Genomic DNA, 14,199 nt, shown 5'->3' on the forward strand with positions numbered 1-14,199 from the left:
GAAGGCCGGCTGCCTGGCAGCCGGCCGCATACGATAACGGCGTTACTCGCCAATCCTCATCGTTCGGGGAAGGCCCAGCATGGCGTTCTGCATACGCAGGTCATTCAGCGAAATCGAGGGGTCAGACGTAGCTGCAGCTGAACTGGCACAACCACGGCCGGTTAAGCAAACCGTGTGAATCACCAGGTTCGTACCGGCGAGTTTGTCGACGTTCTGGCCGTTGGTGGTCTGTGCAGCATCGGATGCTGCTGTTAGGCCTGAGGCGACGTTGTTCCCAACCATCCCAGAGTCGGTGCAATTGCTCAGCAGTGAGCAGGTCGCGAGGGATACAGCCAGAGAGGCACCCGTGGCCACAGCGTTGCCCACTGCAGTGTGAGCTTCCTTGTACTGTGAGGCAGGGCCCGCATAGACCTCACTGATTGTGTACGTGACCTTGGCATCCCCCGCGGTCTGGTTATAGCCAGCTTTCTTGAGGGCGTCATTCACAGATGCAGTCATGTCAGCCAATGCGGCGTTTTCGGTCACAGCCTTTACAGTCACGCCGGATACGAGGCGTCCGTTGATCTGAGCCGCCTGAACGCGTACAGGACCTTTTTCCACGGTGATAGGTTTCGCGGCACAACCAGATAAGCCCATGATGACGCTGGTGGCAGCTAATGCGGCGATTACTTTGTTGATCACGTGTGCCTCAGGAGTGGTCGATAACATGTAACTATAATACTGGCGGGCGAGCATGAAGGCTAGTGGCAAAATGCTCATATGAGAATTGGCACTATTGGATAACCATCTATGCAATGGATGAAGCAAGCCGCGACCGCCTCAAGCGCGGGCTGTAAGCGTAGGGTCATGTCACGATCGTAGATAGTCATGCTGCCGAGGGCTGGCAGGACTACATCCACCAGTAGGACGCGGGGACTTACAAGCCTGAAAGGAGTAGTTCAGTGTTCATGGTGGCCCCCGCCTTGACCAACGATCGGCCAGTCAAGGATCAGGTGGTATCGGAGTAGGTCTTTGGATGGTCAGACGTCACTGAAAGAGGGGCGGCGGGCAAAATCCCGACATCACCAGAGAGATCGCCACACGAGGGCGCGAACGGAAGATAAAAAAACTGGGCCTTTTGATATACAAAAGAGCCCAGTCCTGGTAACCACAGCTGCCGCGGCGCTGTAGGTGGAGAATCCACCGTTACCAAGACTGAGCTCACCTCTTTATCGCCATTAGGATAGTCGACAGCAGTACGACGTCCTGCTTGGCTAGCTTGCGAATCCCCACCAGTTGCACCTGGCTGCTATGTGAAGGACATGCGTCCGGGGAAGTCATTTGCGCTGCTCACGTAGTGGTGAGCGACCTGAGGGATAACCGCTTCGACCTAATCGTCCAGCTGTGTTGTCAGTTCCTAGGGAGAAGCCCGGACTCGACGAATTTGTCTGATCTCAAAGACTGGCGGTGCATCACCGAGTCGAGAACACAGAGGCAAACACAGGGGATGCATTAGGGAGCGGAGATATCAGGCGGTATGTGGGTAGTGCGCTAACCCGTTACCGTGTGGCTGACTACAAAGGAGGCTTCGCGACCTCGGACCTGACTGGCTTCTCCAGTGGGAGTATCCGTTAACTTTGCCTAAGGTGATGTTCAACATGGGCTGATAAACACGATTACCCTGGGCCAAAAAAAAACCGGCCCTAAGGCCGGTCATGCGTTTGTTGCCGAGTAGTCATGTGCCCCGTTTAGCTACGGTGGTGGAGGCCATGAGGTCGAAGATGAACTGGGATTTCACAGTGAAAACCGGAACTGAGACGAAGGCTGCAAGCACAACGACTAGCACGAGCGGATGCCCGATGCTGAGCAAAAGCAAGACGGACATGATTTTCAAAGTGGTGCGCAAGATGCATTGCCAGATGGACAGGTTGCCCTTGAGCGAGACTGTCCTGACACGGAACAACAGCTTGCCGGCGGTGGTGCCCCGCCAGAATCTGGTCAGTGTTGCCTCGTAGATCAACCACACCAAAGGCAACAGTACAAGGAAGTACGGTGCCAAGCTAAGCGCAGCGCCTTCTGTCCAGCTCAGGCCGGGAGTAGATACGTCGAAGGGACCTTCCGTATCGACATGGGCGGTATGAGCCATGACGAGAGCCAGTAGTGATAGCGATACTCCCAAAACCAGCGATACCAGGACAAAGTCGGTCATGGTTGCCGCTAAGCGCTGAGCCACATTCAGCAGTTTGGAGCCAATTTTCATCATTCACCTGATTTTTTTGTGGAGGGCTAGAACATGGTGCCCAACGCGTCGAGTGCTGCCTTTTGCGCGTTTGTAGGTTCGGCCGGTGTCGCATCTTGAGAGTCATGCGATGGGCTGGCCTCATCAAGGGCATCTGCGCTTGAGAGCATCTGAGGCTGTTGGTCGATGAGTGAGTCCTGAGCACCCATACCGTGGACAGGTGGTGTGGCGACAGGTACAGACTCTACGTGAACCTCGACAGCACCAGTGTGCAAAGGAGCACCTGTCTGGAGGGACACCGGCTCAGGTTGCAGGGAAGGGCGAACCTCCTCGACAACCAAGGCCGGCTCCATCGGTTCAGCGGGAGCTAGGGGCTCTGAGGGTGGCTCGACTGCAGGAGCTTTGACAGCCCCAGGTTTTGCGGTGATCTCTCGCTGCCGTGGTACCCGTTTTTTTCGAGTCGGTGGAGCTGCACTTTCACGCTTGGATTGGCGGCCCGTCGCAATCATTCCCCCCGGGCCAGCAAGAGCGTCATTCAGAGCTTGGTCTAGGGTGCCGGCCTCACTGTGGCTCAAAAACCACTGATAAAAGACACCCCTGATAAGAGGCGTGTCTTTACCGTATGGCAGTTCGGACATGAACTCCAGCAAACCTGGGCAAACGTCCTCTGGGATATTCAGATTTATTTTGCGCTCAGTTTCATTAGGGTCATATACACGAATTAACTTAGCCATTTACAGCAGACACCCTTTTGGCATTCGCGTTTACGATGCTCCGGATGATTTGTCCAAGGGCATAGCGAGCAAAACCGTCAGCAACAGCCCAGCGAGGATTTTTTACAAGAATGCTGTGTTGCCATACATCTTTGGCACGAGCATAGATCGCCTCGGCGCTACCACCCGCAACCAAAATCCCATTGAGCGACCGTGCATCATCGGAAAACAAAGAGTTACCTTTAGAGATAACTTCCTGAACCACGTGCTGCTGAGCTTCGGTCACCTGCTCTTGAATGTTTACCTCTTGGCCGTACTGGAAAAGAGATTTGGTGCTGAACGATTCCTCGCACTCCACCAGGCTTGCTTGAATCTCGCGCTTGCCCAAGATGCGGCGCAACTGCTCAGCCGCTGCACTCATCCCGGCACAAGAATCAGCGCCCCGTTCAATGTACTGACCCTCCCTCATCAAAAGGAAGTCAGTCGAGTAATGACCTCCCTCGATGACGCCATAGGATTTTGGCCTTCCGTTAGCACCATTGATCAAATTTTCAATGGGCATGCCCGACTGATCAAGGATGTAGTCGCAGTAAGCGCCCATTGGCTGAGGAAGTGCTTTCAACTCGACAGTTTTAGGGAGTGCTTTTCTAGTGCGCTCGACCAAGCTGTCCTTGCGAGAGCCGAACAACTTGGACGGTGTGCCGATGATGACAAATGCGTCATCAATTCCTTGAACGCCCTTGGCACGGAGCCTGGTAAAAGCCGACTGAATAAGCGCCAGGTATTCCGGGGTATCCGTCCAATTGTCGTTCAACCCAATAGAGGATGTGAGGTTGCCCTGGAGGCGAGCGGTATCGCCAGTGAAGTATGCCTTTCCATCGACAACCTCGGTCTCGGTCTGGGCGCGAGCCGCAGTCGTCGGGTCGGTGAGTTCGACGGCTGGAACCGCCAGAGTGGGGTACATGATCTCAGTTCGTTTGCCGTCGTGGTAAGCGACGACTTTAATGGCGCTACGACCCGCATCCAAACCGATTGCGACGCGACCTTTCATGAAATAAAACCTCTATAAACCAGTGACTTAGAAGGGTTGACGATGCGCACTGTGCAGTGTGCAGTGCATACAGTGCAGTGCGAAGTACCTACTGCGCTGTATGCACTGCTGGGAGTCTAAGATACATAACACGTATTGACAATACTGTATAAGCACAAAGAGAATTCGCCAGAATGCGCCCCTCGGCGCGGCTATACACAACCCCCCGGCGAACGCTTAAACAATGGCTATACACAACCCCCCCTCCATCGACGATTTCGAAGAGCTGCGGCGCAAAGGTAAGGAGTCGGTCGACACTGCCGTCGACTACCTAATTCGCATCGATCAGCTCCTGGTCCGCATGGGCGAATTGCTCTACGTCATGCAGCCGTTCCAGACGGGGCGCATAGGGATTGATTTCAACCTGCACCGGGGCCAATCGAGGCCTTTTGTCCGGGTCTACCGAAAGCTCAAGGCTGGCAAGGGGAAATGGATGTCCACGAACGTAAGTCACAAAGGGCTCACGAAGAGAGTGAAGCGAGCGCGAGAGTTCGAGCCCAATCACAAGCTGGTTCTGAGCCTGTGTGAAAGGGTTTCCAAACTCTTTGACCTCAGAGCCGAAATGCATGAGCGCGTGCGGAATATGAGCCATGGCGTAAAGCTAACGCTCAAGGCTAGGGAAGATGATCTGGCATCCCTTGAGGCTTTGGTGGGCAGCATGCTAGACCAGGTAGAAACAAAGTTTGAAGGAGAGCTCGACGTGGATGAGTAATCCTTAAACAAACTCGTGAAGGCCTTGTCGATCAACGTCGGCAGGGCCTTTTTTGTGGCTGAGCGAGACCAGAAACTATTCGGTGACAGGCCAAGTAGGAACCGGGCTATGAGCGAAGCGGACTAGAAGCAAATCGGTGTTATGCGATGTGTGACTCTGCGGCGTTGGCGAAGCTGACTAGAAGCTTACCGATGTTATGTGCAGTGTGACCACCGGCGTTGGCGCAGCTGACTAGAAGCGTACCGGTGTTATGCGTAGTGGAATCCCGCGGCTTTGGTAAAGCCGACCAGAAGCCTACCGGTGATTTTGTGAAGTATTATCCGAGCTCTTTCTGAGCGTAGTGTGATCAGGCCGCTGATAATTGCTTTTGCATACGGTGATGAGCTGACTTCTACTTGGGCCTGGCGGTGTTTGACTCGAACTGCCTCGCGCCCATTCCCTTAATCTAATTTAATTCTCTTCATTCATTTTCTCTTCTCCCGGTCGCACCATCAATCTCATTCTGGCGGCGGCACTTCATGTGGCTGAATCTCTTTTTCCGCTGCTCGTTGTGCCGGAATCTATTTTCCCGCTGCTCGTTGTGTCGCACCTCATTCTGCAAGCTTGGTTTGAGTTTCTGTTCATCGCGGCGGCGATTGTGCACCTGTCAGTTCCGTCTGTGCTGCTTTTGCCTCTGCGCCCGCCGGCTCCCTGCTGCTACCGAAGTTGGCTCATTCTTCCGCTGTAGATACTCTTTTCTCTTTTCTCTTCTTCATCTCCATTCTTTCACTGCGCCTTCTACGTCATCTGTTGCGCGTGAGAGCATGAGTAGTGGGCTCTTATTGTTCTCGCGCCAGTTCTAACTATTGAGTTGTGCCATCGCTAGTTTGGGGTTTCGGTCGTGCTGCTGTTGCATTGGCATTTCATTGTGCTGGCGATCGTTCTGCTGCCGCGGATTTGCGCTTTTTGCTACCGCCGGCAGCATAACCATTTGTGCCTGTTTCTCTGCGGCCGCGGCCGGCGCTCGACCACCAGCTCCCGGAGGCTGCGTCCAGCGAAACAGCTCACAGGCTGTCGGTGGCGACCCTAAGAAGGATCTGACAGGGGAGGAAAGCGACGGGCTGAGAAGGATACGACGGGGGTTACTGCGGTCAGCTGTGCAGGCGCTGGATGCTGGTCTTGGTCTTGGTCCTGGTCTGCAGCTGGCCACTGATGATCGGTAGCGGCCGGTGGTTGGTGCTGCTGGATCTGATGCGATGGTTTGCGATCCTTACCTTGCCCGGTGCTGCAGTTGGCCCTGGCCGGCAGATTGTGATGCCCGGCGGTCGGTGGCTGGCGGTGTGGGATCTGATACGGCGGCTTGCGATCCTTGACTTGCCCGATGCGCAGCTGGACCTGCCCGGCAGAGTGCGATGTCAGGCGTACGGTGGTGGGTGGAGTTACATCTGCGATGGCGGTGATCGATCCGGCTCGCAGCGTGTGATGCTTGGCTGGCGGTGGGTCGATATGAGATCTGCCTGGCGAGGGCGGACCCTGCTGCTTTGGTGCCGAGTGCGCCCGGGCTGGCCGGTATGGACGATAGGCTGGCGGTGGTCAGCACCTGGTGCCGGGTGGTGCCTCTTTAGCCTGGTCGGATTCGTCTCTGCTCAGGCTGCTTGGGACCGCTTTTCTCTGTTCTGTGTCCCGTGGGTGGGAAGCACTTCATCGCCTCCATTATTCTCAGCTCATTGCATGCATACGTGCCCATAGGCGATTTCGGCCCGGGCTCTATCTGCCCGCGAGCTCCTCCCTTTTGGTTGCTGGGCGATGTATCGGCGCCGATGGGGCCGGCTGTTATGGCTTCGCATGAGCATAAATGGTTGTGCTATGGATTCCCCGCTTTTATCTCCCCGCGGGCATAAATGGTTGTGCTGACGCCCAACGCTTTTCTCGCAGTAGAGCCATAAATGGTTGTGCCTGCATTTGTAACACGTAACTATAATTTGCCTTGCATCTATACAAATCTACAGGTATCGTTGAGTCATAAATGGTTGTGCCAAGGAGCTGCCGAGATGAACAAATCCTTTGTGCTGAAACAGGTTGGGAAGGGGGTCGGGTCGATCGCTCTGGCTGCGGCAGCTTGCCTGTTTGCTGCATACGTTCGACACGCCTTTGGTGGCTGGGCCTTCGCCGGCTCTTTGCTCTTGGTCATCGCAGCCAGTATCCCGATGGTCCTGTTCTTCAACCTGTTTGCTGACTCCAATACAAAGCGCAGCAAGAAGGTCCGGCTGATGGATCAGGAAGACCCTCACTGCATCTTCAATGACAGCCTCAACATGTTCCGCAAAGACGACGACTGATTCACCACTCACACCTCAAGGAGGCCGGCAATGGCCGCGAAAGCTTTCACCCCAAACAAAGACCAGGCTGTTGCTCTGGTCAGTACCGCCAAGCGCTTGCTGATCCGCGCCAAGGCCGGTGCTGGTAAGACCTCGCTGCTCATCGAGCACGCCCTGCGGTTCCCAACCCAGCGCCTGCTGTATGTCACCTTTGGCAAGGCCAACAAAGAAGACGCAGCTGCTCGCTTCCCTGACAACGTGACCACCAAGACCAGTCATGGGCTTGCTTGGGAAGTCGGTGGCCAGTTCAAGAAGGTTGGCAAGCAAGATGATCTCCACCCATCCCAGCTGGCGAAGCAGTACAAGATCCCAATGGCGTTTGCTCGCCACCTGTACGTCACCCTGCACAACTACATGGTTTCGGCAGACCGGGAGATCCTGGTAGCGCATGTGCCGGCACAGATCGTTGGCGATGACCGTCAGAAAGCTGCGGAGTGGGCGAAGCTTGTTTGGGAAGACCTGCAGCGCCTGCGCCAATGGTCTCGCGGGTGCGGCGAGAGCCAAGCCGAGCGTGCCGAGTTCCTGGAAACCACTCACCTGCGAATGCCGCATGATGGCTACCTGAAACTGTGGAGTCTGGGTGACCCTGACCTGAGCCACCGCTACGACCAGATCCTTCTGGACGAGTACCAAGACACCAATCCTGTCTTTGCTGCGGTCATCCTGCGCCAGAACTGCCCGCTGCGCTTGGCCGGTGACGACTTCCAGGCAATCTTCGGTTTCCGTGGTGCCTACAACACCTTCGAGCCGTCGCAGTTCAACCAGGTCGTATCGCTGAGTGAGAGCCACCGTTATGGCGCCGGCATCGCCGATCTGGCAACCATGCTCTTGCGTGAGTTCGCCGGCGAGCAGGATCCAGTGCGCAGCTCACGTCATGAGCTGACTACCCGCTTCGCCGTCGACCGCACCAAACCGTACGCAATCATCGGGCGCACCAATGCGAAGCTGTTCGCCAGTGCTGTCCAGTTGCTGGAAGGCCAGCGTCTTCACTTCGTGGGTGGCGTCAACGAGTACCCGTTCGACAAGCTCGTTGAAGTGCACCACCTGCGAGCCAACACGGGTGTCCGTCTGCGCGATCCTTTGCTCAGTGCGTTCCGCTCTCTCCAGGATCTGGAGGCTTATGCCAACGACACCGATGACAAAGAGATTCACGCCCTCATCAGTGTTGCCAAGCAGTACGGCGATCAAATCCCGAGCCTGGTACAGCGGATCAAGGATGCTTGCGTCAGCGACATCAACGACGCGACCGTCATTCTGTGTACTGCCCACCGCTCGAAAGGCTTGGAGTTCCCGCAGGTGGTTCTGCTGAGCGACTTCCTCAACCTGATCACCGATGCCGGCCTGCCGCTGGTGCTGGATACCCCTGAGCTGCGCCAAGAGCTCCACCTGCTGTACGTGGCGCTGACCCGTGCGATGGAATCCATTGAGGTGAATGAGCAGATCCAGGCAGTTTTGCGTTACTGCGAGACCGCTGGGGTGGTGGGTGAAGCGGTGGTACCTGTCGCGAAGCACACCGAACAAGTGGGGGGCCTATCGCTGGTTGTGAGTCCTGAACAAGAGGCCGAGACCTTTGCTGCGATCACCGGCGTGGGGGCGCTTTCCAAAGTGGCTGAGCTGGTCGGTGCCGATGCTGCCCTGCTGTTCGAGGGCGATGAGGTTGAGTCGCGCATCGAGCTGGCCATCCTGCGTCATGCGGCCCTTACTGCGGTGGCGATCGCAGGCGTAGTGGGTGTCTCCGTATCCCAGGCGGCCGATACCGTTGCCTCGATGGTGCGTCAGGGTCGCCTGCATGGTGGCCTGTTCATCAGTTGCCCAGATATCACCGGGCGCCTGGTCAGTGACCTGCACCTGGAAGTGGCCTGATGCACTACCTACTGATCGTTGCAGGGGGCGGACATGGCTGACGATTTCATCCGGATCTTTTACCGCCGGGAAGCGGGAGGAAAATCCAAGAAATCATCCGTTTCCATTGACCCGCTGATGTTCGAGATCTTCGTCAAGATCAAGGGGAGCATCGGCGAGGCACGGGACACCCTGAGGGAGTGGGCGAAGGCTGCGGATACCGAGCGCACCGACGCGAACTACCGCATGGGGAACTCTCGCATTGTGCAGCAGCGGATGTCTCAGGAAATCCTGGACATGGTCAATGAGGGCATGGCCGCTCGGGCGGTGAAGGAGGCGGAAGCCGCGGGCGACGGGAAAGGCCGGGGTTCTCGACGTGGCAAGCGGGTTGTGAGTGTCGAGCCCTCGCATCAGCTGCCGGCGGTCACCGGACACCTTTTGGAAGACCACGGATAGCGGCTTCGCTGGCGCTCATGAACGTGCCTGGCGGGCAGGCTTCAAATGGTTCGTTTGTATGATTGGTCAAGTCGGCGCGCATGAATGCAGGCAGGTGACTTGCTTCGGATACAGGAGGTCAGGAGGGAGGTGGTGCACGACACGAGAGTGTCGCCAGGAGGGATTGAATCACCCTAACGGTTTCACGCCCAACGAGCAATACCCAGGGCAGGTTTGCTGAAGGAACGGGGCGGAGGTGCTCCTCCCGGCTTGGATGCGTAATTAGATTTACTTGACCAACATCACAGGCGGACTACTCGCCATTTTTTAACCAGCAAGCGTATTGGTACGCGTAAAGAATCTAATCAGGAGGAAAGATGTCAATTTTCAATGGCCTGGACGGGTTGGGTGTCCCGATCTTGGTGGTCTGCGCCATGGGGTATGTCGCCCTCAAGATGCTGAAGGGGCGCAAAGGCTACTCAACCAAGCACTACCAGTGCATCCCCCTGCTCACCGAGCGCGAGCAGGACTTTTTCTGGCGACTCAGGGAGGCAGTTGGCAACGACCTGGTCATCGCTCCCCAGGTCGTGTTCGGTGCCTTCATCAAGGTGAAGGCCACCGCCATGACCGACAAGAACCACGCACGGTATGTGGTGGCCCACAACCGCTGCGACTTCCTGCTCTGCGACAAGAAGCTCAAGCCGGTGGCGCTGGTCGAGGTCGACGACTCCACGCACAACAGCTCGAAGGCCAAGGCAAAGGACCGTCGTCGTGACGAACTGATGAGGGCCGTGGGGGTTTCCGTGCATCGGTACCGCGCAATGCCGTCGGCCCGAGAGATCCGCAGGGACCTAAAGCTTTAGAGCTCAGGACCATTCCATACCCGGAATTCGAACACAGTAGGTGAGCAATATGAGTGACTTCGATTCATCCAGCGAATACCTCGCTCGCGCAGCAGATTCGGCCGGCGAGGGGAGGCTGACATTCAGGTCGGTGTTCCTTGGATTGGTGGTGTTGTACGTCGTGATTGCGGCAGTCAGCATAGGCGTTCTGATCTTCAAGGTGCCCGTGAGTGCTGAGGAGCTTCAGCATGCAACCTGGTTGGTCTTCTCCCCACCCATTTACACCGCGATCTTCGGCGCATTGTCCGGCTTGTGGCTCCTGCTCTATATGCAAATGATCAGGCCGATGACCCTCGGCCTGGGCGTACTCATGGTCAGCTTTGTTGCGGGCGTTTCATCTTCTCCAAGCGTCTCCTTCCGCAGCGCCGTACTGGCGGGGGAAGCGAAAATTGGCTGTTACGAGTACGCCAACCATACCTGCAGCGACATTCAGGGCCTGTCCAGCAGTCCAGCCAGCCTTCATCAGTCAGGTCGAGCGGCTCGACATCTAATCATCCCCGTCGAGGTGATGGCATTCCTTCGAGCGCCATTCGATGTGTTCAGAGCGGATCGACTCAACCACATGCTCGATAGGCAGCGCCTGGAACTGGCAGAAGAGATCCACAAGGGTTTGATGAACCAGTCCTACACCCTCCCTACACCCCTAACTACACACCAAACAGGTGAGCATCATGAGTGACCACGTTTCTTCCAATGACCAATTCGAATCCGCACCCGCACCTGGTAAGGCCGGCAATGGGGCCCTGGTAGTCGTGGGAGTGTTCCTTGCCGTGTTTGTGCTGTACACCGTACTTGCTGTCATCAGCACCGCCGTTCTGAACTTCAAGGCTCCTGTCAGCCCCGAGGATCTGAGGTATGCCTCTTGGCTGGTGAATCCGCCAACCATCTCGTTCATCGCATCCAGTGCCAGCGTCTTCGCGTTCGTCATTGGAGCCTTCCGCGTTTTTGTGGGCAGCGCCTTCGGCCTGGTACTGATCATTGCCGGGAGTGTGAGCGCCACCACTATCTTCCCGAGTGTCTCGTTCCGCAGCGCTGTTCTGGCGGGTGAGGCGAAGGTGGGTTGTTACGACTACACCAGCCGTGTCTGTACCGAGATGCTGGGGCTGCCTAACAGCACTGGTTCCAACCAGGCTAGCAAGATCGAGGGCAAGACCTCGGCGCCGATCGAGTTGCTAGCTTTCGTTCGAGCTCCCTTCGATGTGTTTAAAGCGGATCGACTTAACCAGATGCTTGATGAGCAGCGGCTTGTGCTGAAAGAACATCATCCGCATGGACTTGAAGCTGCAGCCCAGCCTTCCTCGAACACCAACCAGGCAGGTGAGCGTCATGAGTGACCACGACTCTTCCAATGACTACTTCGATCCAACACCGGGTAACGCCGGCGAGGGATCACTGATCTTCGCCAGTCTCTTCATGGCCGCGGTGGTTGTGTACGTCGTATTTGCGGCAATCAGTACCGCCGTCCTTAACTTCAAGGCTCCTGTGAGCGCCGAGGACCTGCACAACGCTTCCTGGTTGGTTGTTCCGCCATCGCTGTCGTTCATCTGCGCATTTTTCAGCTTCATGTGCATCATGGGGGGCGCCCTGCAAGCCTTCAGAGGCAGCGCGCTGGGCCTGATTCTCATCATGATTGGTGTGATTGGTATTCCCACCATCTTCCCCAGTGTCTCGTTTCGCAGCGCCGTACTGGCCAGTGAGGCGAAGGTCGGCTGCTACGACTACACGAGCAGCGGCTGCACCAAGATGCTTGGCCTGCCCAGCAGTTCGACGACTGATCAGCCGAGCAAGGTCGAACGCAAGACATCGGCACCGATCGAGGTGATGGCTTTCCTGCGGGCACCTTTCGATGTGTTCAAAGCGGATCAGCTCAACCAGATGCTCAATGCTCAGCGCTTGGAGCTGAAGAAGCAACTGGACGCCTACGCCGAGTAGTCAGCGATGGGGTGGCCGGCGCCGGCCTCCCCGAATGAACCTGGCATAGCTGTGGTGGTTTTCGTCAGGGGTTTCGCCGCCCTAGCGGTGCTCATGCTGGGCTTTTTGATTTCGGGCGCTGCGTGTGAGCAGTACTTCGCGCTAGATGCGGCTGCGGTGATGGGAGCGATAGGCTTGCCCTTCCTCATGCTTGGGATCGGCGTGCTGATCTTCAACCCAGCTCACTGACACCCGCGCAATCCTCAAAGCCCGCCATTGGCGGGCTTTGTCGTTAAAGTCCTCCGCACGGTTTAATGGACTTGACGCGCAGCCCAGATGTTGGGGCTGGACTTAGAGAATTAAAACTGTCGCAACATATAGCTCGATCAGTTGTAGTCACCCGCCCGCGCCGCCGCACCCCGGACTCTACTCAGGCTCAAATCGAGTGACGCAGGTTGGTCACTGCCGGCGCCCTACTGAAGGCTGCCTGTTAGCTCACTGGTTATGGTCGCTGGTGGGGTGATGCTCGCTTTGCTGCTGGTAGTCAAGGTATTTCAGTCACCGGCGAGCAAAGCCCCAGTCGCTTACATTCTGTGGATCAGTGCTGTGTGTCGGGGGTTTCAGGGTTGCCGACAACATAGATGTGGCCTGTTAAATCATCCGCGGAGCTAGCGCCGATTAATTGCGGTTTTATCCATTTCCGTTTGATAAGACTGTTGGCTTGACCGTGGTGTTGGCGTCGCCAGTGGCCCCGCCGCCAATGAGCGCGACGGTGGCCTCCGTGCGCAGCTGTATTAGAGGATGAGAATTCTCGGCCAAGTAGGTATACCGCCGTATAGCCCTCGGACAGCAATTTTGATTTCAACTTCTCACGTTGTCTTGGGTTGGACTGCTCCCAACGTACCGTGTAGTCAGTTGGGGCGTCTCGACCTGGCTCTAGACGCCGCTGAGTACCAAGCGACTCCAGGTAGAACAAGACATTCACGATCAAACTTGAGGCCTGCTTTAAGATTTCTCCGCAGTCATTGATTTCAGCACGCCGATGAGCGTTTAGCGCTTTAGCTGACTCGGAGTCATCGAGTTGATCTAAAAAGTTGCTGGCGCGACGGGCGATAGCATGCTCAATGGCCAGCGCCACCGGCATAGCCTGCTCCTCCGGTGTGAAATCCATAAAGTAGCCCGGCGACATCACACCTTCACCACCCTTCTTGCACGTCGAGAACCCGAGTTTCAAACGCACGTTGCCTTGTTCATCGTATGGGGTCATTGCAACGAAAGCACCATCTAGATACTCAAAATCTTCTCCCCAAGGGAGACGGATAGCATCCCGCTTGCCGAAATGAACAAAGAACGCCTCATAAGGTGGGTGCCAACCTTCGAGCGTACAGTCGCCGAAATCCGTTTGCTCCAGCATCTCGACCACTTCATCTGTAAGGTCGAATATCTGGCGTCCGCAATTGAAGAACTGAGCGGCAAGCGGCACCCAATGACGCATCTCCGCCATCTTTGCACCGATTGCGCACGCCAAATGGCCACGTTCAGCCGAGCCTGGGAATTCCTGCCTAAGCTGCTCCATCCCAACCCGCAAGGCCGGCTCAACTAGCTCATCTTGAATTTTATCCATTAGGTGGTACGCAATGCGCCCATCCTTTAGAACGCAGCTGGCGCGAGCAGCTTCCACCGCAAAGATCCACCAGATCTCTTTCTGATAGCGCACAGGAGCATAGGGCGAGAACTTCAGGCGGTCGGTGACGTTCATAGCGGTCTTCTTGAATAAATAGGGAGGAGACAGCGAAGGACCTCTGATCCAACGCTGCTACACGCCAGTGGTGCTATCTATGCAAGCTGTTTTGCCAGTTCTTAAGGATAGTCTGCGCTGCCACTTTTTGCGGATTTAGCTAAGAGAAATCAGATCATAGTACCAAGCTAAGCACCTGCAGGGCTTAGGCAGTAAGAGCAGGAACACTTTCGACGCTCATCATCAGAGAATTAAAACTGTCGCAGAGCTGCGCGTGGGGG

At 56.2% G+C, this 14,199-nt stretch carries 12 protein-coding genes; 8 read left to right on the top strand and 4 right to left on the bottom strand.

The features are described from left to right. Window positions 1-42: 42 nt before the first annotated feature. From ACIP1G_RS16155 to ACIP1G_RS16165, 3 genes are all read right to left on the bottom strand, one after another. Window positions 43-681: a hypothetical protein gene (locus tag ACIP1G_RS16155; RefSeq protein WP_060514680.1), complete on the bottom strand. Its 639-nt coding sequence runs from the start codon at window positions 679-681 to the stop codon at window positions 43-45. A gap of 1,033 nt (window positions 682-1,714) precedes the next feature. Then, window positions 1,715-2,239 (bottom strand): RDD family protein, encoded by a 525-nt coding sequence (locus ACIP1G_RS16160; RefSeq protein ID WP_060514636.1) that lies wholly within the window; start codon window positions 2,237-2,239, stop codon window positions 1,715-1,717. Between the two features lie 705 nt (window positions 2,240-2,944). Continuing rightward, window positions 2,945-3,982, bottom strand: coding sequence for a ParM/StbA family protein (locus tag ACIP1G_RS16165; RefSeq protein ID WP_060514638.1), 1,038 nt, complete (start codon window positions 3,980-3,982; stop codon window positions 2,945-2,947). Between the two features lie 223 nt (window positions 3,983-4,205). Here ACIP1G_RS16165 and ACIP1G_RS16170 point away from each other — a divergent pair, with 223 nt between their 5' ends. From ACIP1G_RS16170 to ACIP1G_RS16205, 8 genes are all read left to right on the top strand, one after another. Further along, window positions 4,206-4,733, top strand: a complete 528-nt coding sequence (locus ACIP1G_RS16170; protein WP_060514639.1) for a hypothetical protein — start codon at window positions 4,206-4,208, stop codon at window positions 4,731-4,733. Between the two features lie 2,030 nt (window positions 4,734-6,763). Further along, a complete protein-coding gene (locus ACIP1G_RS16175; RefSeq protein ID WP_060514640.1) occupies window positions 6,764-7,051 on the top strand; it encodes a hypothetical protein in 288 nt (95 codons plus the stop codon). 30 nt (window positions 7,052-7,081) lie between these two features. Then, window positions 7,082-8,953 carry a UvrD-helicase domain-containing protein gene (locus tag ACIP1G_RS16180; RefSeq protein WP_181131306.1) on the top strand — a complete coding sequence of 624 codons (1,872 nt, stop codon included), beginning with the start codon at window positions 7,082-7,084 and terminating at the stop codon, window positions 8,951-8,953. 33 nt (window positions 8,954-8,986) lie between these two features. Beyond that, complete coding sequence (locus ACIP1G_RS16185) at window positions 8,987-9,388, top strand: hypothetical protein (RefSeq protein ID WP_060514642.1); 402 nt, start codon at window positions 8,987-8,989, stop codon at window positions 9,386-9,388. A 356-nt stretch (window positions 9,389-9,744) separates the two neighbouring features. After that, complete coding sequence (locus tag ACIP1G_RS16190; protein ID WP_400738762.1) at window positions 9,745-10,230, top strand: DUF2726 domain-containing protein; 486 nt, start codon at window positions 9,745-9,747, stop codon at window positions 10,228-10,230. 49 nt (window positions 10,231-10,279) lie between these two features. Then, window positions 10,280-10,948 carry a hypothetical protein gene (locus ACIP1G_RS16195; RefSeq protein ID WP_181131307.1) on the top strand — a complete coding sequence of 223 codons (669 nt, stop codon included), beginning with the start codon at window positions 10,280-10,282 and terminating at the stop codon, window positions 10,946-10,948. Next, window positions 10,941-11,603: a hypothetical protein gene (locus tag ACIP1G_RS16200; protein WP_060514646.1), complete on the top strand. Its 663-nt coding sequence runs from the start codon at window positions 10,941-10,943 to the stop codon at window positions 11,601-11,603. Before ACIP1G_RS16195 ends, ACIP1G_RS16200 begins: the two co-directional genes overlap by 8 nt. Then, window positions 11,596-12,201 carry a hypothetical protein gene (locus ACIP1G_RS16205; RefSeq protein WP_181131308.1) on the top strand — a complete coding sequence of 202 codons (606 nt, stop codon included), beginning with the start codon at window positions 11,596-11,598 and terminating at the stop codon, window positions 12,199-12,201. Before ACIP1G_RS16200 ends, ACIP1G_RS16205 begins: the two co-directional genes overlap by 8 nt. A gap of 577 nt (window positions 12,202-12,778) precedes the next feature. Here the strand turns inward: ACIP1G_RS16205 and ACIP1G_RS16210 are convergent. After that, window positions 12,779-13,939 (bottom strand): hypothetical protein, encoded by a 1,161-nt coding sequence (locus ACIP1G_RS16210; RefSeq protein WP_181131309.1) that lies wholly within the window; start codon window positions 13,937-13,939, stop codon window positions 12,779-12,781. Between the last annotated feature and the right edge of the window lie 260 nt (window positions 13,940-14,199).

The sequence above is a fragment of the Pseudomonas sp. NPDC089392 genome, from assembly GCF_044749595.1.
In the GTDB taxonomy this organism is placed as follows: domain Bacteria; phylum Pseudomonadota; class Gammaproteobacteria; order Pseudomonadales; family Pseudomonadaceae; genus Aquipseudomonas.

Coding starts and splice junctions, on each gene's coding strand:
- ACIP1G_RS16160 (WP_060514636.1), bottom strand. CDS start 2,239: ATGAAAATTGGCTCCAAACTGCTGAATGTGGCTCAGCGCTTAGCGGCA.
- ACIP1G_RS16165 (WP_060514638.1), bottom strand. CDS start 3,982: ATGAAAGGTCGCGTCGCAATCGGTTTGGATGCGGGTCGTAGCGCCATT.
- ACIP1G_RS16170 (WP_060514639.1), top strand. CDS start 4,206: ATGGCTATACACAACCCCCCCTCCATCGACGATTTCGAAGAGCTGCGG.
- ACIP1G_RS16175 (WP_060514640.1), top strand. CDS start 6,764: ATGAACAAATCCTTTGTGCTGAAACAGGTTGGGAAGGGGGTCGGGTCG.
- ACIP1G_RS16180 (WP_181131306.1), top strand. CDS start 7,082: ATGGCCGCGAAAGCTTTCACCCCAAACAAAGACCAGGCTGTTGCTCTG.
- ACIP1G_RS16185 (WP_060514642.1), top strand. CDS start 8,987: ATGGCTGACGATTTCATCCGGATCTTTTACCGCCGGGAAGCGGGAGGA.
- ACIP1G_RS16190 (WP_400738762.1), top strand. CDS start 9,745: ATGTCAATTTTCAATGGCCTGGACGGGTTGGGTGTCCCGATCTTGGTG.
- ACIP1G_RS16195 (WP_181131307.1), top strand. CDS start 10,280: ATGAGTGACTTCGATTCATCCAGCGAATACCTCGCTCGCGCAGCAGAT.
- ACIP1G_RS16200 (WP_060514646.1), top strand. CDS start 10,941: ATGAGTGACCACGTTTCTTCCAATGACCAATTCGAATCCGCACCCGCA.
- ACIP1G_RS16205 (WP_181131308.1), top strand. CDS start 11,596: ATGAGTGACCACGACTCTTCCAATGACTACTTCGATCCAACACCGGGT.
- ACIP1G_RS16210 (WP_181131309.1), bottom strand. CDS start 13,939: ATGAACGTCACCGACCGCCTGAAGTTCTCGCCCTATGCTCCTGTGCGC.